Source organism: Fodinicola acaciae, from assembly GCF_010993745.1.
Lineage (GTDB): Bacteria > Actinomycetota > Actinomycetes > Mycobacteriales > HKI-0501 > Fodinicola > Fodinicola acaciae.
In genome coordinates, this window is record NZ_WOTN01000001.1 from 1635076 (window position 1) to 1654842 (window position 19767).

The 19767-nt window shown below is 67.2% G+C and carries 22 protein-coding genes; 5 read left to right on the forward strand and 17 right to left on the reverse strand.

Translation table 11 applies throughout. The features are described from left to right. Positions 1-17: 17 nt before the first annotated feature. From GNX95_RS07675 to lpdA, 15 genes are all read right to left on the reverse strand, one after another. A complete protein-coding gene (locus GNX95_RS07675; protein ID WP_163506417.1) occupies positions 18-923 on the reverse strand; it encodes a carbohydrate ABC transporter permease in 906 nt (301 codons plus the stop codon). 3 nt (positions 924-926) lie between these two features. After that, a complete protein-coding gene (locus GNX95_RS07680) occupies positions 927-1835 on the reverse strand; it encodes a carbohydrate ABC transporter permease (protein ID WP_163506418.1) in 909 nt (302 codons plus the stop codon). 21 nt (positions 1836-1856) lie between these two features. Further along, positions 1857-3185: an extracellular solute-binding protein gene (locus GNX95_RS07685; RefSeq protein ID WP_163506419.1), complete on the reverse strand. Its 1329-nt coding sequence runs from the start codon at positions 3183-3185 to the stop codon at positions 1857-1859. Beyond that, positions 3182-4195 carry a LacI family DNA-binding transcriptional regulator gene (locus GNX95_RS07690; protein WP_163506420.1) on the reverse strand — a complete coding sequence of 338 codons (1014 nt, stop codon included), beginning with the start codon at positions 4193-4195 and terminating at the stop codon, positions 3182-3184. The genes GNX95_RS07685 and GNX95_RS07690 overlap by 4 nt, the downstream gene beginning before the upstream one ends. 110 nt (positions 4196-4305) lie before the next feature. Beyond that, on the reverse strand, positions 4306-5769 hold the full coding sequence (locus GNX95_RS07695) for a cation:proton antiporter domain-containing protein (protein WP_163506421.1): 1464 nt from the start codon (positions 5767-5769) through the stop codon (positions 4306-4308). Between the two features lie 67 nt (positions 5770-5836). Beyond that, positions 5837-6640, reverse strand: a complete 804-nt coding sequence (locus tag GNX95_RS07700) for an NAD(P)H-binding protein (RefSeq protein ID WP_163506422.1) — start codon at positions 6638-6640, stop codon at positions 5837-5839. Between the two features lie 160 nt (positions 6641-6800). After that, on the reverse strand, positions 6801-7082 hold the full coding sequence (locus GNX95_RS07705) for a hypothetical protein (RefSeq protein WP_163506423.1): 282 nt from the start codon (positions 7080-7082) through the stop codon (positions 6801-6803). Continuing rightward, the gene (locus GNX95_RS07710; RefSeq protein WP_163506424.1) at positions 7079-7510 is read right to left on the reverse strand and encodes a hypothetical protein; all 432 of its coding nucleotides are present in this window, start codon (positions 7508-7510) and stop codon (positions 7079-7081) included. The genes GNX95_RS07705 and GNX95_RS07710 overlap by 4 nt, the downstream gene beginning before the upstream one ends. 3 nt (positions 7511-7513) lie before the next feature. Beyond that, complete coding sequence (locus GNX95_RS07715; RefSeq protein ID WP_163506425.1) at positions 7514-8086, reverse strand: hypothetical protein; 573 nt, start codon at positions 8084-8086, stop codon at positions 7514-7516. Positions 8087-8158: 72 nt separating this feature from the next. Further along, positions 8159-8491 (reverse strand): hypothetical protein, encoded by a 333-nt coding sequence (locus GNX95_RS07720; RefSeq protein WP_163506426.1) that lies wholly within the window; start codon positions 8489-8491, stop codon positions 8159-8161. Continuing rightward, on the reverse strand, positions 8488-9021 hold the full coding sequence (locus GNX95_RS07725) for a hypothetical protein (RefSeq protein WP_163506427.1): 534 nt from the start codon (positions 9019-9021) through the stop codon (positions 8488-8490). The genes GNX95_RS07720 and GNX95_RS07725 overlap by 4 nt, the downstream gene beginning before the upstream one ends. After that, complete coding sequence (locus tag GNX95_RS07730) at positions 9018-9542, reverse strand: MauE/DoxX family redox-associated membrane protein (protein ID WP_343034783.1); 525 nt, start codon at positions 9540-9542, stop codon at positions 9018-9020. The genes GNX95_RS07725 and GNX95_RS07730 overlap by 4 nt, the downstream gene beginning before the upstream one ends. Before the next feature lie 185 nt (positions 9543-9727). Further along, entirely contained in the window at positions 9728-10714 is a 987-nt protein-coding gene (locus GNX95_RS07735; protein ID WP_163506429.1) for a trypsin-like serine peptidase, read from the reverse strand. A 187-nt stretch (positions 10715-10901) separates the two neighbouring features. Then, complete coding sequence (locus tag GNX95_RS07740) at positions 10902-12035, reverse strand: discoidin domain-containing protein (RefSeq protein WP_163506430.1); 1134 nt, start codon at positions 12033-12035, stop codon at positions 10902-10904. A 79-nt stretch (positions 12036-12114) separates the two neighbouring features. Beyond that, positions 12115-13515 (reverse strand): dihydrolipoyl dehydrogenase, encoded by a 1401-nt coding sequence (gene lpdA, locus GNX95_RS07745; protein WP_163506431.1) that lies wholly within the window; start codon positions 13513-13515, stop codon positions 12115-12117. 88 nt (positions 13516-13603) lie between these two features. On the opposite strand from lpdA, the gene GNX95_RS07750 reads away from it, so the two are divergent. Both GNX95_RS07750 and GNX95_RS07755 read left to right on the forward strand, forming a co-directional pair. Then, the gene (locus GNX95_RS07750) at positions 13604-14128 is read left to right on the forward strand and encodes a hypothetical protein (RefSeq protein ID WP_163506432.1); all 525 of its coding nucleotides are present in this window, start codon (positions 13604-13606) and stop codon (positions 14126-14128) included. A 19-nt stretch (positions 14129-14147) separates the two neighbouring features. Beyond that, entirely contained in the window at positions 14148-14987 is an 840-nt protein-coding gene (locus tag GNX95_RS07755; RefSeq protein ID WP_163506433.1) for an LLM class F420-dependent oxidoreductase, read from the forward strand. 50 nt (positions 14988-15037) lie between these two features. Here the strand turns inward: GNX95_RS07755 and GNX95_RS07760 are convergent, their stop codons facing one another. Beyond that, complete coding sequence (locus GNX95_RS07760) at positions 15038-15685, reverse strand: LuxR C-terminal-related transcriptional regulator (protein WP_163506434.1); 648 nt, start codon at positions 15683-15685, stop codon at positions 15038-15040. Then, positions 15637-17511 carry a sensor histidine kinase gene (locus GNX95_RS07765; protein ID WP_163506435.1) on the reverse strand — a complete coding sequence of 625 codons (1875 nt, stop codon included), beginning with the start codon at positions 17509-17511 and terminating at the stop codon, positions 15637-15639. The genes GNX95_RS07760 and GNX95_RS07765 overlap by 49 nt, the downstream gene beginning before the upstream one ends. 130 nt (positions 17512-17641) lie before the next feature. Here GNX95_RS07765 and GNX95_RS07770 point away from each other — a divergent pair, with 130 nt between their 5' ends. From GNX95_RS07770 to GNX95_RS07780, 3 genes are read left to right on the forward strand one after another with little or no spacing between them, the layout of a single operon-like run. Beyond that, positions 17642-18025 carry a hypothetical protein gene (locus tag GNX95_RS07770; RefSeq protein WP_163506436.1) on the forward strand — a complete coding sequence of 128 codons (384 nt, stop codon included), beginning with the start codon at positions 17642-17644 and terminating at the stop codon, positions 18023-18025. After that, a complete protein-coding gene (locus GNX95_RS07775; protein ID WP_163506437.1) occupies positions 18022-18669 on the forward strand; it encodes a VC0807 family protein in 648 nt (215 codons plus the stop codon). The genes GNX95_RS07770 and GNX95_RS07775 overlap by 4 nt, the downstream gene beginning before the upstream one ends. Further along, positions 18666-19382, forward strand: a complete 717-nt coding sequence (locus GNX95_RS07780) for an SDR family NAD(P)-dependent oxidoreductase (protein ID WP_163506438.1) — start codon at positions 18666-18668, stop codon at positions 19380-19382. The genes GNX95_RS07775 and GNX95_RS07780 overlap by 4 nt, the downstream gene beginning before the upstream one ends. Positions 19383-19767: the final 385 nt, after the last annotated feature.

The window sequence follows — 19767 nt, forward strand, 5'->3', positions numbered from 1 at the left end:
TTTCCTTTCGAATACGGTTACTTGAAGCCGGTCGTCGCGACGCCTTCGACGATGCGCCGCTGGAAAATGACGAAGACCAACAGCAACGGCAGTGCGCCGAGCACGGCCGATGCCATGATCTGCGCGTAATGGATGCCGTACGCGCTGGACACCTGCGAAAGGCCGACCGGCAGCGTCATCATCCGCGTGTTGGTCATGACCAGCAGCGGCCACAGGAAGTTGTTCCAACTCCACACAAACTGGAAGATGAACACCGCCGACACCGCCGGCCGGGTCAGCGGCATGTAGATGCCTTGATAGATGCGAAACCAGCTCGCCCCGTCGACGTGCGCCGACTCGGCGAGCTCGGCCGGAATGCCGCGGAAGAACGCCGCGAAGACGAAGACCGCGATCGGCGGTGCCGGCAGTGCCTGCAGGATCAGCGCCCAGTACGTGTTGAGCAGGTGCAACGTGTTGAACTCGTTGAACAGCGGCACGATCAGCACCTGCGGCGGGATCACCAGGCCGGCGCCGATCAACGCGAACAGCCAGCGCCGCCCGCGAAACTTCGTCTGGGACAAGGCGAATCCGGCCATCGAGCAGACCACGACGGCCAGGATCGCGGTCACCGCCGCCGCGACGAAACTGTTCAGATACCAGTTCTGGATGTCGCCGGTGCCGAGCACTTTCGCGTACGCGTCGAAAGTCCAGCTGCCGCTCCACCACGCGGCCGGGTTGACCGCGATCTCTCCTTCCGGCCGCAGCGAGGTGACCGCGGCCCAGACCAGCGGGAGGGCCCAGATGACCGCGAAAACCACGAGCACCGAAACACAGAAGCCGTTGAACCACCGAGCCTTCGCGTCGACGATCTGCCGGCGCGCCGCCGGCTTCGTACGCGCCGGCGTCGCGACCGCCGGCGTACGGCTCGTCGTGCTGGTTGCCATCGCTCACACCTCCCGCAGCTGGCGGCGGTTGACCAGCAGCCAGATCACCGAGACCGTCAGGATGAGTACGAAATACAGCGTCGAGATCGCCGCAGCGTAACCGGTGCGGAAGTCGGTGAAACCGATGTCGTAGATGTAGCCGATGATCGGCCTGGTCGCGAAGTTGGGGCCGCCTTCGGTCATCAGGTAGATCTGGTCGAAGACCTTCAGCGAGGCGATCGCCTGCAACAGCAACACCAACACGGTCGTGCGCCGCAGCATCGGGATGGTGATGTTCCACAGCTGGCTCCACGGACTGGCACCGTCGACCGCGGACGCCTCGTAGAGCTCACGCGGAATTTCCTGCAGACCGGCCAGATAGAGCACGAAGTTGAAGCCGAGCGTCCACCACACCGTCGTCAGCGCGACCGACGCCATGGCCCAGTTGGGGTCGCCGAGCCAGTTCGGCGCGCTGATGCCGACGGCGCCGAGCCAGCTCTCCCAGAGGCCGATTTTGGGCGTGTAGAGCCAGGTCCAGATGAGCGCGACGGAGGCGACCGGCACGACGTACGGTGCGAAGAACACCAGCCGGAAGAACCACCGGCCGTGCCGCATCCGGTCGGTCAGGATCGCCAGCGCCAGCGCGACGATCACCAGCGGCGGTGTCGTCATGATGGTGAACAGCAGCGTGTGCCAGGTGGACGACCAGAAGTCCGCGCTGGTCAGCGCTTCCAGGTAGTTGGACACGCCGGCGAAGCTGCCGAGGCCCGACTTCACCAGCGCTCCGTTGAAAAAGCTCATCACAAAGCCGTAGAGCGTCGGCACCACCAGGAAAAGCAGATAGATCACCAGGAACGGAGCGACCAGTCCCCAGCCGGCACGATGTTCGGTCCGTCTTCCCGGTGCGGCGCCGGAGATCGTGTGAACAACCATCGCGCGTCTCCTCAATCCTCGTTACAGCGGCGACGGAGTGTTGGCGTATTTGGTGAGCTTGGCGACGATCTGCGGCACCGCGGCGGCCGGCGTCAACTGACCGGACAGCACCGCGCCGATCGCCGACCCGGCGATGTATTCGAAATCCGAGCCGGAGCCGGAATACCAGGCGTCGTCGTCGTAATGTGCCGAGTTGGCGACCTGGGCGTAGTCGGACTGCGGCGACATCTTCGCGTACGCCTCGCTTTTCTGGAACGGCACCCAGGCCGGGATGTGACCACCGCCGGCCCAGGTGGCGCTCTGGTCCAGCATCGACCGGACGAAGCCGAAGATCACCGCTCGTTTTTCCGCGTCGCGGCTGGCACTGCGCGGCAGGACGAAGGAATGCGAGTCGGCCTGACAGGCGTACGCGCCGCCGAAGACGTTTGGCAGCCGCGTCATGCTGAACGGCGTCTTCGCGGTGAGGAACGTGCTGATCTCCCAGTCACCCTGGAAATAGAAGCCGGCTTTGCCGCTGGCGAACAGCGTCGTCGCGGCGCCGTAGTCGATGTTGTTCGGCATCAGCTTGCCTTTGCTGGTGAGGCTCGCCAGATAACCGAGCACGCGCTCGGCCTTCGCCTCGTCCAGCACGATTTTCCGGCCCTGGTCGGCCAGTACAGTGCCGCCGAGCTGCCAGTAGAGGCTGGAGAAGATCCGCCAGGGCGTCGCGGTCTCCGCGGTCATCGCGACGACACCGCCATAGCCACCGGTGACCCTCTGCACCGCCTTCATCGCGTCGACCAGGCCGGTCGGACCGTCCAGGTTCCTCAGTTTCCCCGAGCTGTCCAGCAGGCCGGCCTTCTTGCAGATGTCGGTGTTGTAGTACATCACGAACGGATGCGTGTCGAGCGGGATGGCGTAGAGCTTGCCGTTGGTGTGCGCCTTCTGCCAGGCCGTCTTGGTGAAGTTTTCCTCGGTGAAGCCGAAACGGGCCAGCTCGGTCTTGTCCAGCGGCTCCAGCAGGCCGGCCTCGGCCAGGATGGTGGCGCGGGTCAGGTGCGCGATCGCCACGTCCGGCGGCTGGTTTCCCAGCGTCGCCAACGAGACCTTCGTGTAGTACGGATTTCCCCAGGAGAGCGTCACCGACTTCAGGCTGATGTCCGGATGCGCCTTCGCGTACGCCTTTTCCATCGACACCATGCGATCGCCGTCACCGCCGCCGAGCAGGTTCCAGTACGCCAACTCGTGCGCGCCGGGTCCGACACCGAAGATGCCGGTGGCCAACGGCGAGTCGCACGCGCTCAGCGCCATCCCGCTCACGCCCAGCAGTCCGGCCGTACGCAACAGGTCGCGCCGGCTCATCGGTCTCATTTTCCCTCCTCCGTCGAGGATCCGGCGGTCGACGCGCGTACGACCAGCTGCACTGGCAGCAGCACACGCGAGGCCACCTCTTCGCCGCGGATGCGGCTGAGCAACAGCGACATCGCTCGTTTTCCGGTCTCCTGCATAGGAATCCGTACGGTCGTCAACGGCGGTGTCAGATATCCGGTGAACGGCATCTCGTCGCAACCGGCCACCGCGCAGTCGTCCGGCACGCGTACGCCCCGACTGTGCAGGGCCGACAACACGCCCAACGCGATGAGGTCGTTATGGGCGAACATCGCGCTGATCGTCGGGTCGCGGTCCAGAAGTGCCGCCACAGCCGCGAAACCGCCTTGCGCACTCCAGTCGGTCTGCACGATCCGGCTCGCTGGCAGCCTCACCCCGCGGTCGGCCAGCGCGGCCTGGAATCCCTTCGACCGGGCCGAAACGACCCGCCGGTCGGCCGGACCCGCGACCATCGCCACCCGCCGATGACCGAGATCGACGAGGTGATCGGCGACCAGCCTTCCCGTATCGCGGTGGTTGGAGCCGACCACCGGCACGCCGCCGCCTGGCACGTGATGCACGCTCACCGCCGGCACCCGGCCACGCAACAACGTGCCGATTTCCGCGTTTGCCTCCAGCCGCGGCGCCGCCGACAGAATGCCGTCCACCCGTCTTTCCAACAACTGCCGGATAAACAGCGGCCCGTCCTCGCCGAGCGCGGTGCCGATGATCACCGCGTGACCGTTGCCGCGCGCCTCACGTTCCGCGCCGATCACGAACTGGCCGAGAGCCCAGTCGTCGAGGTCGTCGGCGACGATGCCGATCGAGTACGTCGACCGGCTCAGCAGGCCGCGCGCGACCGCGTTGGGCACGTAGCCGAGCTCCTCGGCGGCGGCCAGGATCCGCTGCCTGGTCTGCTCGGACACCGCCACCGGCGCGCCCTTGAGCACCTTGCTGACGGTCTGGAAGCTCACGCCGGCATGCGCGGCCACATCCTTCAGCGAGGCGTACACAGCTAACCTCCGTGCATTAGGCGAACGTTCGCCTTGCCGGAAGACAATGCCAGCTGACCATCCCGCAGGCAACACCTCGCAGCGGTGTTTCCGCTGGCCACATGAGGCCTCTACGGCCGGGTGAAGACGTGCGTCGAGTCGGCTGGGTTGTCCGGGTCGACGATCGCCAGCACCTCGTCGCCGGCCGCCAGCACGGTGTCGCCCCGCACCGGCAGCAGCCGGCCGTCGCGGCTCACCAGACTGATCCACACGTCCTCGCCGATGTCCAGATCGTCGATGGCCGTGCCGTCCGCCGGTGAGCCGGCCGCGACGTTGAAGCGGCAAACGCCGTCTGGTTCCTGGCGCAGCCGTACGCCCAGCGACCACGGCTCCGGCTCGACCAGCCGCATCGGCACGCCCATCCGGTTGGCCAGGAACGGCACCAGTCCGCCCTGCACCACAACGGAAAACGCCACGACGACGAAAATGATGTCGTACGCGCGCACGTTGCCGCCGATGTCCGAGGCCAGGATGAACGTGCCGAGCAGGATCGGCACGGCGCCTTTCAATCCCGACCACAGCACGAAAAGCCGCTCACCCCACTGCAGTCTGATCGGCAGCAGGAGCAGGCCGACCAGCAGGGGCCGCACCACGAATGCCAGCAACACGGCCAAAACCAGGCCGATCTGCCAGGCATTGCCGTCCGGCAGCGACTTCAGCGACACGGTCAACCCCAGCACGGTGAACGCGACGATCTCGCCGAGGCTGGCCAGGGATCCGTGGAACCGCTCGATTTCCCGCTTGTACGGCGCGCGTACGTCACCGAGCATGATGCCGGCGATGAACACCGCGAGGAAACCGGAGCCGTGCGCGACCGTCGCCACGCCGTAGATGACGAAGACGCTGGCAAGCGTACGCAACGCGTAAAGGCCTTCGCTCGGCAGCGGCACGCGGCGAATGAACACGGAAAGGCCGATTCCGCCGGCGATGCCGACCGCCGCGCCGACGGCCATCTGCAACAGGAACTCGGTGACGCCGGTCCACACCGCGCCGAAGCCGGTCACGCCGGCGGTCGCGAGCAGTGCCACCATCAACGCGATGCCGACCGGGTCGTTGGCCCCGGACTCGCCTTCCAGGATCACGCCGGACCGGCCGGACACCTCGCGCCGGCCGAGCACCGAAAACACCACCGCCGGGTCGGTCGGCGCCAGCGCCGTGCCGATCAGAAGGGATATCATCCAGTCCAGGCCGAAAATCGCGTGCGCGAGAAAGGCGACGGCCGCTGCGGTGACCAGGGTGCCAGCGGTGCCGATCCAGACGATCGCGCCGGCCGCCGACCGCAGCCGGCGCCGGCCGATGTGCATGCCGCCGTCGAACAGGATGACCACCAGCGCGACCGTGACAATGCGCTGAACGGTCTCGATCGGGATTTTCTGCAGCGATGGCACCAGATCGGACGCCACCGCGGCGCCGATGAGGAAAAGCGCCGGCGCCGGCACGCGCAGCCGCGCGCTCAGCCGGTTGGAGAGCACCGCGAGCAGGACCGCCGCCGCCACCAGGCCGGCCATGATTCCAAACGGCGTTACGTCTTCCACTCCAGTCCCCCCAGCCGACGAGTCATCCTGCTGCCGACCAGGCTTCCCGGCTCACCGTTGGTCAACCTTAGCCGAAAGCCGCCGCGTGGTCGCGAGCCCATTGCCGGAAGGTGAGCGCCGGCCGGCCGGTGACCTCGGCCACGGTCGTCGTGACGGCGACCGGCTCCATCTGCTCGTACGCGTCCAGCAGAACGTCCACAAAGGACTCGGGAAAGCCGTCGGCCAGCATCTGCGCGCGAGCGTCGGCGCGCGGGATTTCCTGCCACCGTACGTCCCGACCCAGCGCCTCGCCGATGAGCCGCACCTGCTCGGCCTGTGACAGCACTTCCGGACCGGTCAACGGATAGATCGCCGAGTCGTGGCCGTCGTCGAGCAGCGCGCGCACGCTCACCGCCGCGATGTCCTTCTCGTGCAGCATCGGCAGCGCGAGGTCACCGTACGCGCCGCGTACGACATCACCGGCACGGATCTGCGCGGTCCACCACAACGCGTTGACCGCGAAAGTGCTCGGCTGCACGTACGTCCAACGCAGGCCGGACTCGCGCAGCAGCTGGATCTGTTCCGGCGGACCGAAACCGACGACGCCGCCGGAGCCGAGATAGACGACTTTCGGGACCTGTTTGGCGATCACGTCCAGCACCTCGCGCGCCGCGTCGGCGTTGTGCAGTGGCCAGACCAGAAACACGGCGTCCACATCGGACAGTGCCGGCTCCAGCGAGGTCGGAATGGCGAGGTCGCCGACGGCCAGGTCGACCGGAACGACCGCCCGCGGGCTGCGGCTGAGCGCGCGCACGTCCGCGCCTTCCGCGACCAGCTGCGCCACCACTTCGCGGCCGACATTGCCGGTCGCGCCGGTCACCAGAATTCGCACGGTTTCTCCTTGGTCGTGTCGTCGTCACGACCAAGGTTGCGAACACTGTGCCCCGATGCGCCAGAAAGGCATACGGATTCGCAAGAAAATGGCTGAGATAGCTTGCCTGTGACGTAATCCGTCAGACCCGGCCGCGCACGTGCGCGGCCGGGTCCGTCGGTCACTTCGCCAGCATCGGTCCGAAGTCGGTCCGGTGGGCCTGCAGGTTCACCGTGCCGTTGTTGTCACCGGAGACGTGGACGACGCTGGTGGTGCGCCGCATCGTGCCGGCCGGGACGGTGCGGACGTTGGGTCCGAGGTTCACCGTTCTGGTGGCCAGATGCATCGCGAACACGTCCTGGGGCGCGTCGTCGGGGCCAGCGGCCGCCGCGACGTAAACGTTCTTCGTGCCGTTGGCATTCTCCAAAATGAAGGCGATGCCACGGTCGGTCGGTGTGCTCATCCGTTCGTCCTTTCGCTGTCAACACTCACTTTCTCGGCCGCCGGTGGGGCTGAGGCGACCAGCGGGTCGGCGGACGCGGCCGGTACGCCGAACATGATCTGCCGCCAGTCACCCCGGTAGGGATAGATCCCGCAGCTGGTCTGGATGCCCAGCCGTGCCGGCAGCCGGGCCGCCATGATGTGCGCGTTCACCTTCCCCATCTCGTAAACGTCCTCCAGGTGCCGCCACAACGTCACGCTGAGCATGGTGCGCTCGCGCCAGAGCACGACCGCCTTGCCGCCGACGAAACCGGTGGCGTGCCGGCGGACCTGCCGCTTTATCCGCACGTGCAGGAAAAGCAGCACGAACAACCGGCTCACCGACGGGCACGCGAACCGGGTGATGACCACCTGGCCACGCCGGTCACTGACCCGTTCGCCGTTTTCCATCGCTCACGCTCCCAACATCACGTACGCGGCGACGCCGACCAACGCGACACCGCTGGCTCGGCGGACCCAGTGAAACCACGACTGGCGGAAATCCCCCAGCCGGGCCGGCCCCCGCAGCTGGAAGACAATGCTGCGGCCCACGACCATGAGCACCGTCACGGTCGTCATCCCGCACAGCGTCCACCACGAGGCGCCCGGCGCGAGCAGCACCAGACCGGTCAGCGCCACCCAGGTCAGTGACGTCGATTTCTGCGTGGTGAACAGCAGCGAGAGGTCGAATCCCCAGACCACGCCGAGCTTTCCCGGCGGCATGGTTTTCAGGTGTTCCACCGGCACCTGGCGCCAGACGTGCGGCGTACGGGCGGCCAGGTCGAGCAGCGCGAAAAGCACCAGGAGAACGCCGGCGATGATCTGCCTGACCAACGACGGGATCAACCAGACCGCCAGCGAACCGACGGCGAAGACAGCGGTCGCCAGCACAGCCGACGCCACCATGCCGCCGATCCAGAGACCGGCCAGAAACCTCGCGCCCCGCGCCTTGCTGCGTTTGAGCATCGGACCGGCGACCCCGGCCATGGACTGGCCTCAAGGGCTGAAGATCTGCAGGATCGCCGCCACCCCGCCGATAATCAGCCAGGTCGCCATGGATCAGTTGTAGCGGCAGTCAGCGGCCGACAGCACATCTCCCGGAGTTTCGCAGCAGGAGCAGTGCAAGAAGCCGCCGCTGGCGGTGCAGTACCAGATGTAGCCGGCGTGGGCGTGGCAGTAGTCGTACGAGGTGTTGGGCGGGTAGTTGTAGAGGTTGCAACAGGCCGGCCGGCCCGCGTCGGCCGGAGACGCGCTCGCCGCGGCCGCCTTGTTGGGGCGGCCGAAAAGCCCTGCCGACACGGCGACACCGGCCGCGCCGATGGCCGTCAGGACCCGCCTCCTGAGCATCTTCTTGCCGGTCACCGCGGCGACCGGGCCTTCTGGTGCTGTCATGAGACTCCTTCCAATACCTTGGAAATCTGGCCAAGAAGAGGTTGGACCTTGCTGAACGTGTACGCCTCGACCAGCACGCCACGCTGGAAGCGCAATGCCGTCGGGCTCATCTTGACGCCGAAGTTCGTCGCCATCCACGAGCCGCCTTCGTCGACGTGGTGCGGCAGGTGGTCGAGCCCGTAGTGCTCGACGAAGTCCACCCCGACCGGCGCCGCCGCGCATGACACCACGATGCCCACGTCGCCGAGGGTTTGCCGCGTATAGCTGGAAAGCTCCTGCGCGACGTTGGCGCAGGTGGTGCAGATCGAGCTGAGCACCAGGACGGTCGCGGCCGGGCGGTCGGCCAGGTGTGCCAGCCCCGCCGGCCATTCCTGCGCGGTGGCGCCGGCCGTGAAGTCGGAGTACGGCGTGACGTGTTGCTCCTCGCGCGCCTCCGGCACCCGGCTGGAAAGCTCGCCGACCATCGCGAAAAGCAGCACCACAGCGGCGGTCAGCACCAGCAGGGCAACCGCACCCAGGATCATCATCATCCGGCCGGCTCCTCTCGATTGCGAACGTTGTCAATAATGCGCAGCAGGTGTCCGCGATTGGCCCACATCAGCCATCCCGCGGAAAACACCGTGGTCAACAGTGCTGTCGTCGCCACGAAAGTTTCGTCGTACGCGCCCATCCACAGGCTGACGGCCGACACGACGACGAACACCAAGCCGGTGAGGACGTTTGCCATGCCCAGCGGTTTTCCGTTCTGCGTACCGAAACAACCGCAGGGCTCGCTGCTTCCGGTGACCAGACCGGCCAGCCCGAGCACGGCAAACAACAGGCCCAGCGTGCCGGCGAGCACCAGCCCGGCCGGCCTGACCGGCGGCAACACGACCGCGAGCACGGTGGCCAGCTCCGCGACGGCGGTCAGTTTTGTCAGCCAGCGCAACGACTCGGCCCGCAGCGGCAGCACCTCGGCCAGCGCTTTAGCGCTAATCCCCGGTCGTACGATTTTGGCGGCCCCAGCCTGCAGGAACATGCTGAGGACGCCTGCGTTGGCGATTGCCAACACAAGCCCGAAAAGACTGATGCCACACCTCCGGTCCTCCCATGGCGGGAAATCCGCCGGAACGAGGGGGTGTCATATGGGTAGATGAGTCGCAGATCAGTGTCAAGAGGATCTGTCGCAAACTTTGATTCGAGCATGAAAAAACCGGCCAACACCGAAGTGCTGGCCGGCTTTTTACCGTCTCTTTGTCAGGCGGCCTGCGCCTTGTTGTAGAGATTCTGAGCGTCCGCACCGAAATACGGTCCGAACATCCAGATGGAGACCAGGTTGATCTTGTAGCTGTTCACCGAGTTGAGCAGCCCGGTGCCGGTCGACTCGTTGAAGCTCCGGAACCACGGACCACCACTCGCGCCACCGGTCATGTCACAGGTCATGCCGATGCCGTCGCTGATCAGCGCGTTGAACGTGTTGCCGCTGCAGTAGATCATCTTGGTGCCGTCGTACGGGTCGGCCGCCGGCCAGCCAAACGCGTACATCGCCGCGTTTTTTGCCTGGTTGAAGGCCACACCCTGGCCACCGACCACGTCGGTCAGCGACTTGCCGTTGAGCTGGTTGACCACGGCGGCGCCGACGTCGTAGTTGATGTCCTCGCTGGCGACCCACTGCGGCGTCGACATCGTGGCCCGCGCCGACCAGGTGCCGTAGGGCGCGTTTCCGTTGTTGTAGGCCGGAACGAAGGTCCACTTGGTGTGGAAGTTGCCGCCGAGCTTGACGCAGTGCCCGGCGGTGATGACCACGCTCTTGTTGCCGCTGGTCACCGCGTTGCCGCTGCACGACGCGTTACGCGGAGTGCCGGCGTCGTTGTAGACGAAGAAAACCCGGCCGGCGGTGTGCACCACCGCGCCGCCACCGGTCCACGCGCCGCCACCGGACGGGAACGCCTGCGGTTGGACCACGCCACCAACCGCGGTCGGCCGTACGGTCGCCGGCCGGCCGGCCGCGACCTTGCCGCTGATCTTCTTGGTCGTACGCGCCAGCAACTGGTCCATCGGGATGGCGGCACGCATCCGCGCCGGCGTCCAGTAGGCGGAGACCTTCTCGGCCTGCGCGTTGGTCACCGCCTGGGGGTGCGCGATCCCCGAGTCCGCCGACGCCGGCGCCGGCGCGAACAGTCCGCACGCCACCAACGTGCTCGCCGCGAGCACCGCACCGCTTCGCCAGTGTCTTCGCAACATAGGCACCACCTTCTCTGCCGACCGGCGCATCAGCCCGGTCATCCACCGGAACCACCGCACGAATCGGATATGACCCGTTTGGTGCTAGCGAGCGTCCAACCGTTCGGCCCCGGTGACCATCGGCCGTACGGCCAGGAAGAGGGGAATTAAAGAACGATTTACAGGACGCTGGCGATGTCGGCGCTGGTCAGGAAACGGTCGGCCAAACCGAAAATTCTGTCAATGCGACGATTTGGCTGGTCGCATCCGGCCCGGACAACCGGACATAACGCGCATTGACCGGCTCGTCGAGTGTGATCTTCTCGAAGCCGCTCTCCGGTCGTACGGTCTTGCGCTGCGTCCAGTGCACACCGTCGTCGCTTGTCGACACCGAGACTTGAGCGATTGAGATGCCGCGCGCGAACACCGTGCCCACCGGTCGCGACGCGCCGAGATCGATCCACACGGCGGTGTTGGCCCGGCATGGCGGCGCGCTCGACGTGCCGCCGCTCTCGCATTTCTGCACGGTGATGTTGTCGTCGAAGCGGCCGTTGGTGACCGGGCACGGATCCAGCCGCACCGGCGCCTTCTCCCCCTGCACGAAACACGCCGCACCGCGCGACTCCGGCGCGCCCGGACCCGCCGGCGCGGCGATGGCCTGCGACCGGTACGTCGTGTCGAAGCTGGTGTCCGGACCATTCGTCGACATCGTCGTGGAGACACGGAAATCCGCGCGTACGTCCTCCAACGCTCGCGGATCGACACTGTCGCCCGGCGACGCCGGCTGGCGCCACACCTGCGCGTCACCGGCGGTGAACTCGGCGAAGTACGACCGGCTGCCGGTCAACCGCGACCAGATGAGGGTGCCGTCGGTGGCGGCGTACAACCGGCTCGGTCGCCAGAAGGTCAGATCCGGCATCCGCAGGTCCGTACGCTGGATCTGGAAGTCGGTCTCCAGGCCTGGCCCGGACGGCCCGGACAACCTGGCGGCCAGCGAGAATCCGCTTGCCTCACCGAAGAATCCGCGTACGTCGTCGCCGCGCATGCGGAAGTGATAGACGCCGTTGCCGTCCGTACGCTGCTGCTGGAGTGTCTTGCAGATCGGCAGGCCGTTGTCGCTGAGGCAGGTCAGCAGGGCCGAGCCGGCGGTCAGGCCGACGGTCAGCACCTCGGCCGGGTCGGGCGTACGGAACAGGCCGACCTGCAGGCCGCTCGCCGCCGCGCCGCCAGGCTGGAACAGGCTGCCGTGCAGGTCGACGGATGCCTTCGGGTCGACCTTGCTGGCCGCACAACCGGCCAGTGCCACCACCAAAACCGCGGCCATCGCGGCACGTACGCGCATCCGCGGCATGCTATCAGCCGCTGTCGAGGGTGACGTTTTAGCGATCAAATAGCCGGAAACGTCACCCTCGATGCGGTTTCTACAGGTTGATCATGTGGCCGGCGAGGCCGTGGATGGCCTCCTTGACGGCTTCGCCGAGGGTCGGGTGCGCGTGTACGTTGCGGGCGACCTCGTGCACGGTCAGATCCCACTGCTGCGCCAGCGTCAGCTCCGGCAGCAGCTCGGTGACGTCGGGCCCGACCAGGTGCGCGCCGATGATCTCGCCGTACTTGGCGTCGCTGAGGATCTTGACGAATCCGCTGGTGTCGTTGAGGCCTGGAGCCTTTCCGTTGGCGCTGAACGGAAACTTCGCCACCTTGACGTCGAAGCCCTGCTCCTTGGCCTGCGCCTCGGTCCAGCCGAAGCTGGCGATCTGCGGCTGACAGTAGGTCGCGCGCGGGATCATGACGTAGTCGAGCTCCATCGTCTCGGCGTTGCCGATGGTCTCGGCGGCGATGATCCCCATCGCCTCGGCGGCATGCGCCAGCATCAGTTTCGCCGTGACGTCACCGATCGCGAAGATGTGCGGCACGTTCGTACGACACCGGCCGTCGACCTCGATGGCGCCACGGTCGGTCAGCTTGACACCGGTGTTTTCCAGGCCGTAACCGGAAACCCGCGGCGCGAAACCGATCGCCTGGAGCACCTTGTCGGTCTCCAGCACCTGCTGCTCGCCGTTTTTCGAGACCGTCACGCGCACTTTGTCGCCGCTGTCGTCGATCGACTCGACGCGCGTCGAGGTGAGCGTGTCGATGCCGAGCTTGCGATATGCCCGCGCCAGCTCCTTGGAAACCTCGGCGTCCTCCAGCGGCACCAAACGGTCGAGGAACTCCACGATGGTGACCTTCACGCCGTAGCTGTTGAGCACGTACGCGAACTCCACGCCGATCGCGCCGGCACCGGCGATCACGATGCTCTCCGGCAGCGTGTCGGACAGGATCTGCTCCTCGTACGTGACGACCCGCTCGCTCAACGAGGTGCCCGGCAGCAGCTTGGTGGTGGAGCCAGCGGCGATGATGCAGTTGCCGAAGGTCACCGTCTCCTCGCCACCGTCGGCGAGCTTCACCCGCAGCGTGTTGGCGTCGGTGAAGGTGCCCCAGCCGGTGAACTCGGCGATCTTGTTTTTCTTCATCAGATAGTGCACGCCCTTGACGCGGCCGTCGGCGACCTGGCGGCTGCGCTCGTACGCCTTGCCGTAGTCGACCGACACCGTGCCGTCGACCTCGATGCCGAAGGTCTTCGCCTCGTGCTGGAAGATGTGCGCCAGCTCGGCGTTGCGCAGCAGCGCCTTCGACGGGATGCAGCCGACGTTGAGGCACACCCCGCCCCAGTATTTCTCCTCGACGACGGCGACCGAGAAGCCCAGCTGCGCGGCCCGGATGGCGGCCACGTACCCACCTGGGCCAGCACCCAGGACAACGACGTCAAAGTGTTGAGTCACAGGCCGGATGATATTTCGCCGGACCGGCCGCCGCTCATCCTGGCCCGCGCCGGGGAGGGGTCCCCGCCGCCGCTCGTACGATCGCCGCGTGACCGTACGACTCGTCGCCGTCCTCGCGGCGCTCGCCGTCCTCGCCGGCTGTGGATCAGCGCCCAAGCCGAAGCCGTCCCCGTCACCGACCGGGCCCAGTCCGGCGCTGGTGTCGTGGTCCAACGCGTACTGCGGTGCGACCAAGGACCTCCGGTTTCTGGTGTACACGCTGCCGAAAGGCTTCGACATCAAGTCCGAGGCCGACCGGCCGAAGGCGGCGGCCGCTCTGCAGACCCTCGACACCAAGCTCACCGCCACCGTCGCGGCGCTGAGAAAACTGCCGAAGGCGCCGGCGCCACGCGCCAACACGCTGGCCGCCGGCGAGCTGAGCTTCTACGCCGGCCTGCTGGCGAAGGTCACCGAATACCGGACGTTGCTGCCACGAGCTCCGCTGTCGTACGCGCAGTCGGCGCTGACGTTGACCGAGCTCGACCTCTCGCAGCACACGCCGGCGGTCGAGACCGACAGCGTGCCAGGCCTGCGCGCAGCCATGGACGCCAGTCCCAACTGCCGCCTGTCCTGACCGGAGTAAGACTGGAGGCATGCATCCTCTTCGATTCGGCCTCAAGCTGAGCCAGGGCGCCACCATCGACACGCTCAAGTCCGTCTGGCGGATCGCCGACGAGTCCGGCTTCGACCACTGCTGGAACATGGACCACTTCGCCAGCCTCGGCCAGGACGACAAGCTGGACATCTTCGAGGCGTGGACCGCGCTCGCCGGCATGGCCGCGCTGACCAGCCGCGTACGCATCGGCTGCTCGGTCACCGGCAACACCTACCGGCATCCGGGCGTACTCGCCAAGATGGCGGTCACCGTCGACCACCTCTGCGGTGGGCGGCTGGAGTTTGGCATCGGCTCGGCGTGGGCCGAAAACGAGCACACCATGCTGGGGCTGCCGTTTGGCACCGCGCGCGACCGGGCCGACTGGTTCGAGGAGTCGCTGAAGATCATCACGTCGCTGTGGACACAGCCCCTGACGACCTTCGAAGGCCAGCACTACGAGCTGGAGAACGCGATCGCCGAGCCAAAGCCGGTGCAGAAACCGCATCCGCCGATCTGGATCGGCGGCAGCGGCCGCAAACGTACGCTCCGGCTGGCCGCCGAATACGCGGCCGTGTGGAACGCCGCCGGCGGCGAGCCGGAGCAGGTCGCCGAGGCGGCGGCGGTGCTGGACCAGCACTGCGAGGACATCGGACGCGACCCGGCCGACATCCGGCGGTCCGTACAGATCCGCTTCGACTCCGCCGAGCAGGTGCTGCGTGCGGTCGAGGCGTTCGCCAAGATCAACGTCACCGAGCTGCTGTTGATCGTCAACCGCGACCCGGTGCGCCAGGCCGAGGAGCTGGCCGCCCTGCTCCCCCGCCTCCGCACCCTCGGCTAGCCGGTTTTTCGCCGCAGGGACTCCTACCTGCACCTGGCGCACGTAGGGAGCTAGCGACCGTTGAGGTAGGCGAGGACGGCGAGGACGCGGCGGTTGGTGTCGTCGGACGGGCCGATGCCGAGCTTGGCGAAGATGTTGGCCGAGTGCTTGCCGACGGCGCCCTCGCTGACGTACAGCCGCGCCGCGATCGCCGCGTTGGAGCAGCCTTCGGCCATCAGCGACAGCACCTCGCGCTCGCGTGGCGTCAGCGCGGCCAGCGGCTCGTCGCGGGAGTTGCTGGCCAGCAGCTTGGCGATCACCTCGGGGTCCATCGCGGTGCCACCGGCGGCCACCCGGCGTACGGCGTCGATGAACTGGTCGGCGTTGAACACGCGGTCCTTGAGCAGATAGCCGATCGCGCCGGACCCGTCGGCCAGCAGCTCGCGCGCGTACAACTGCTCCACGTGCTGCGACAACACCAGTACGGGCAGGCCCGGCCTCTCCCGGCGTGCGTGCAGCGCGGCCTGCAGGCCTTCGTCGGTGAAGGTCGGCGGCAGGCGTACGTCGACGATCGCCACGTCGGGATGCTCGTCGGCCAGCGCACGCTGCAGCTCCGGCCCGCTCGCGACCGCCGCCGCGATGTCGAAGCCGTGTGCCGACAGCAGATGCGTCAGGCCGTCTCGGAGGAGGTAGAGGTCCTCGGCGAGAACAACACGCACGGCAGCTCCAGTGTCACCAGGGTCGGACCACCCAGCGGACTACTCACGGTGACCCTACCGTCGAAGGGTCCCAGCCTGCGCTGGATGCCACGCAGGCCGGTGCCGATGTCCGGATCGGCACCGCCTTTTCCGTTGTCGCGTACGGAGATCCGCAGCTCACCGTCGTGATGCTCGATGTCGATGCGCACCTCCGACGCGCCCGAGTGGCGGACGGCGTTGGTCAGCAGCTCGACGACGGCGAAGTACGCGGCGGCCTCCAGCGGCGGCTCGGCGTGGCCGTCCAGGTCGGCCTCGACGCGGACGGCCAGCGGCGTGTCGAGCGCGACGGCACGGATCGCGTCGACCAGGCCACGCTCGGCAAGCACAGGCGGATGGATGCCGCGTACGAGGCTGCGCAGCTCCGCCAACGCGGTCGCCGATGTCTCACGCAGCTGCGCGACCAGCTTCTTCGCCGCGGCCGGATCGCGGTCGATCAGCGCCTCGACCGCACCGAGCGTCATCCCCATCGCGACCAGCCGTGCCTGCGTGCCGTCGTGCAGGTCGCGTTCGATCCGCCGCAGCTCGGCGGCCTGCGTGTCGGTGGCGGCCGTACGCGTCTCGGTCAGCTGCTCGACGCGCGCGGCCAACTGCTCGCGCTCGGCGAACAGCCGCGCGCTGGCGGTCGGTGCCAGCAGGACGGTCAGCCATCGCGTGTGCAGCCGCTGGATCACCGGTGTGGCCGCGAACCCGGCGATTACGAGCACCAGGCCGATCGTCATCGCGAGCCATGACGAGCCGAACAGCTCGCCATAGAACGGCTGCGGCCGCGAGCCGAAAAACATCGCGAACGACGGAAAGAACAGCCCCCATCCGCCATAGCCGATCAGCGCCACCGGCGGCAGGTTGAGCAGGCAGCCGATCACCGGCTGGCAGGCCAGCCAGAACAGGTCGCGCCAGGTGGCCGGATCTTCGGCGTACGCGCGCGAAACGCTGGCGAAATCGGTCCACCAGGAAGCCGTACGCACCGTCTGCGGCGCCGGGCCGTACGGCCGCGGCACACCGGCATAGCGGCGGAAGAAGTCCGGCAGCGGCCGCACGGCGACCAGCAACCGTACGGCCACCAGCGGACCGGTGAACACCAGGACGACCACCGCGGCGGCCAGCACCACCAGCGCGACCAGCGAGCCAACCAGGAAGGCGGCCGATCGCAGTGTCGCCAGCAGGCAGCGGCCAAACCAGCGGCGCCATGCCGCGCCGCGCGCCGCCGCTGCCGGTGTGGCCGGTCCGATCATGAACCGCGTCCAGCGGCCGTGCAGCCGCAACAGTGCCGGCGCGACCAGCCAGCCGGCGACCGCTGCCGGCACACCGAGAATCCATTGCCACGACAGGAAAAGACTGGCCACGCCGTAGGCGAGGAGCGCGGCCGGCAGTCCGGCGATCACGCTGCCGACGACCGGGTCGGCCAACAGCCAGCCGATGTCGCGCCAGGTCGCCGGGTCGGTCCAGATCCAGTGGCTGTGCTGCTGGAAGTCCGGCACGCGAGCCGACCGGAACGGTCGGCCGTACCGCGATCGATAGAGCCCGTCGGCGCTCGGCTCGGTCGGTCGTGGCCGGGGCCGATATGGCTCGGCGGCCGGCGCCGCCGACCACTGGCCGGCGAGCCGTCGCGCGAGCGTGGCCATCCATCGGCTGCGGTCGAAGACCGGTGGAAACACGAAGATCATGCCGACGCAGGCGGCCAGGATGGCGATCGCGTGCGCCGCGGCCAACAGCACCTTGACCGGCGTGAGTGCGAGCAGCGCCGCACCGCGTAGGACCGCGCGCGCGTTGCTCGTCACCAGCTTCACGCACTCAGTCTGGTCCACGGCCGTTTCGTCCGCACTGGGCCTGGGGTCCTGCCGGGGGTGGGCCTAGCACCACCCCACCTCGGAGCCCAGACGCATGTTGGCCGGCGGCCGGCGTTCGTACGTTCGAGTCATGCTGAAATCGCGTTTCCGTCCCGTCATCGGCCTCGTCGCCGGCTATGTCGTCGTCAGTTTTCTCGCGCTGGTCGTCGCCGTCATCTGGAGCGACAATCCGGCGCTGGTGACCGACGCGGTGTGGATCCGCGGCGGCATCGTGGCCGCGACGTCCCTGCTGATGCTGCTTTTCACCGTACGCGCCGCACGTGCTTCCAAGCGCGATTTCCTGCGGCTGCGGATCGTCTCGGCGGTCATGGTGGTGGCCATCGCGGTGCTCGTCTCCATCCCCGGTTTTCTGCCGCTGTGGATGCGACTCGAGCAGGGACTGTGCGGCCTCCTGCTGCTCGGTGTCGTCGTGCTCGTCAATCGTAAATCCATGCGATCGGAGTTCGCATCATGACCGCCGTACAGAGCAAGCCTCGCGGGATCAACCGCGCGATCATCGTCAATCTCGCCATCGATGTCGCGGCACCGGTCGCGCTTTTCTATCTGTTGCGGGCTTTCGGCGTCAATCAATGGCTGGCACTGACTCTCGCCGCGATTCCGCCGGCGGCGCGTGCCGTTCAGAGCATCATCACCAGTCGTAAAATCGACGGCTTGGCCCTTTTCGCGCTGAGCATTATCGCGCTCAGCCTGCTGGGGTCGTTTGTCACCGGAAGTCCGCGTTTCCTGCTGGCGAAAGACGGCTGGATGACCGCGGTCGCCGGCGGCTGGATCCTGCTGACGATCCTGCGTACGCCGTTTATTTTCTCTTTCCTGCGCACGATCCTGACCGGCGAGGCGCTCGAGCGCATGGAGGGCAACTGGCGCGACTCGCCGACTTTCCGGCATTCGATGCGGGTCGCGACCGCGATCTGGGGTGTCGGCCTGGTCTTCGACGCGGGCGTACGAGTGGTGCTCGCGTACACGCTGCCGATCGACCAGGTGCCGCTGATCAGCACGCTGCAGTATGTCGTTTTGTTCGTCTGCCTGGAAGTTGGCACCAGGCTCTATCTGCGCCGCAAGTCCATCCGCGACAAAATCGAATCGGAGTCTTCCAAATGAGCGAGGTAGTGTTGGTGACCGGAGCCGCGAACGGCATCGGAGCCGCGGTGGCGCGCCGATTCGCGCGTAACGGAGCCAAAGTCGTGATCGCCGACATCGTCGACGGCTCGGCGGTCGCGTCTGAGATCGATGGTTTGTACGTACGCACCGATGTCTCCAGTGAGGCCGACAACCGCGCGGCCGTGGCGGCAGCGGTCGAGGCGTACGGCGGCCTGGACGTGGTCCATCTCAACGCCGGCACCGGCGGCGGCGGCGCGCTCGACGACTTCGACCTGACGCGCTTCCGCCGGACCTTCGCCGTCAATGTCGAAGGCATGATGTTTGGCATTCTCGCCGCGCTGCCCACCATGCGACCCGGCGGCTCGATCGTGGTCACCTCAAGCCTCGCCGGCATCGCGCCAAACTGGTTTGACCCGGCGTACTCGGCCAGCAAACACGCCATCATCGGCCTGGTCCGCTCGCTCGCGACCACGCTCGCCGAGTCGAAGATCACGCTCAACGCGATCTGTCCCGGCTTCGTGGAATCCTTGATGTTCCAGGCGATCCGCGCCGAGGTCGTCAAGCACGGTCTCGCGATCGCCGACCCCGACGAGGTCGCACAGGCAGTCGAACAGATCATCGCGGGCGGCGAAACCGGCCAGGCCTGGATCGTCCAGGCGGGCCGCGCACCGGAGCTGGTCACCTTCCCCGAATTCACCCTGCCCCAGGCCTAGCGCCGCTTCCTTAGCAACGCGCACGACTCGCCACCCCACCGCGAAACTGTCGTACTCCCCTGCTGGAATGGCCCCCACCCAGTCACGGGTGGGGGGTGGGTTTGAGGCCTTTCACCTGGCTCGAAAATGTTCGTGGGTGTGCCTCTCGACCCACCCCCCACCCCGACCACTGGGTGGGGGCCATTCTTTGGGTTGGGTACGACAGTTTTGGCGCGGTCTCGGCGTGTCGCGGGTCGTTGGCGTGTCGCGGTCGGAGGGTCGGTGGCGTTGGCCGGCGCACGCAAGGCCACCACGCGTGCGTTCAACGCAAGCATGGCCACCATGCGTGCATCCGGCGGCAGGCGTTCACGCGAGTGGCATGGAGCGCTAAATGCCCGCCTTGACC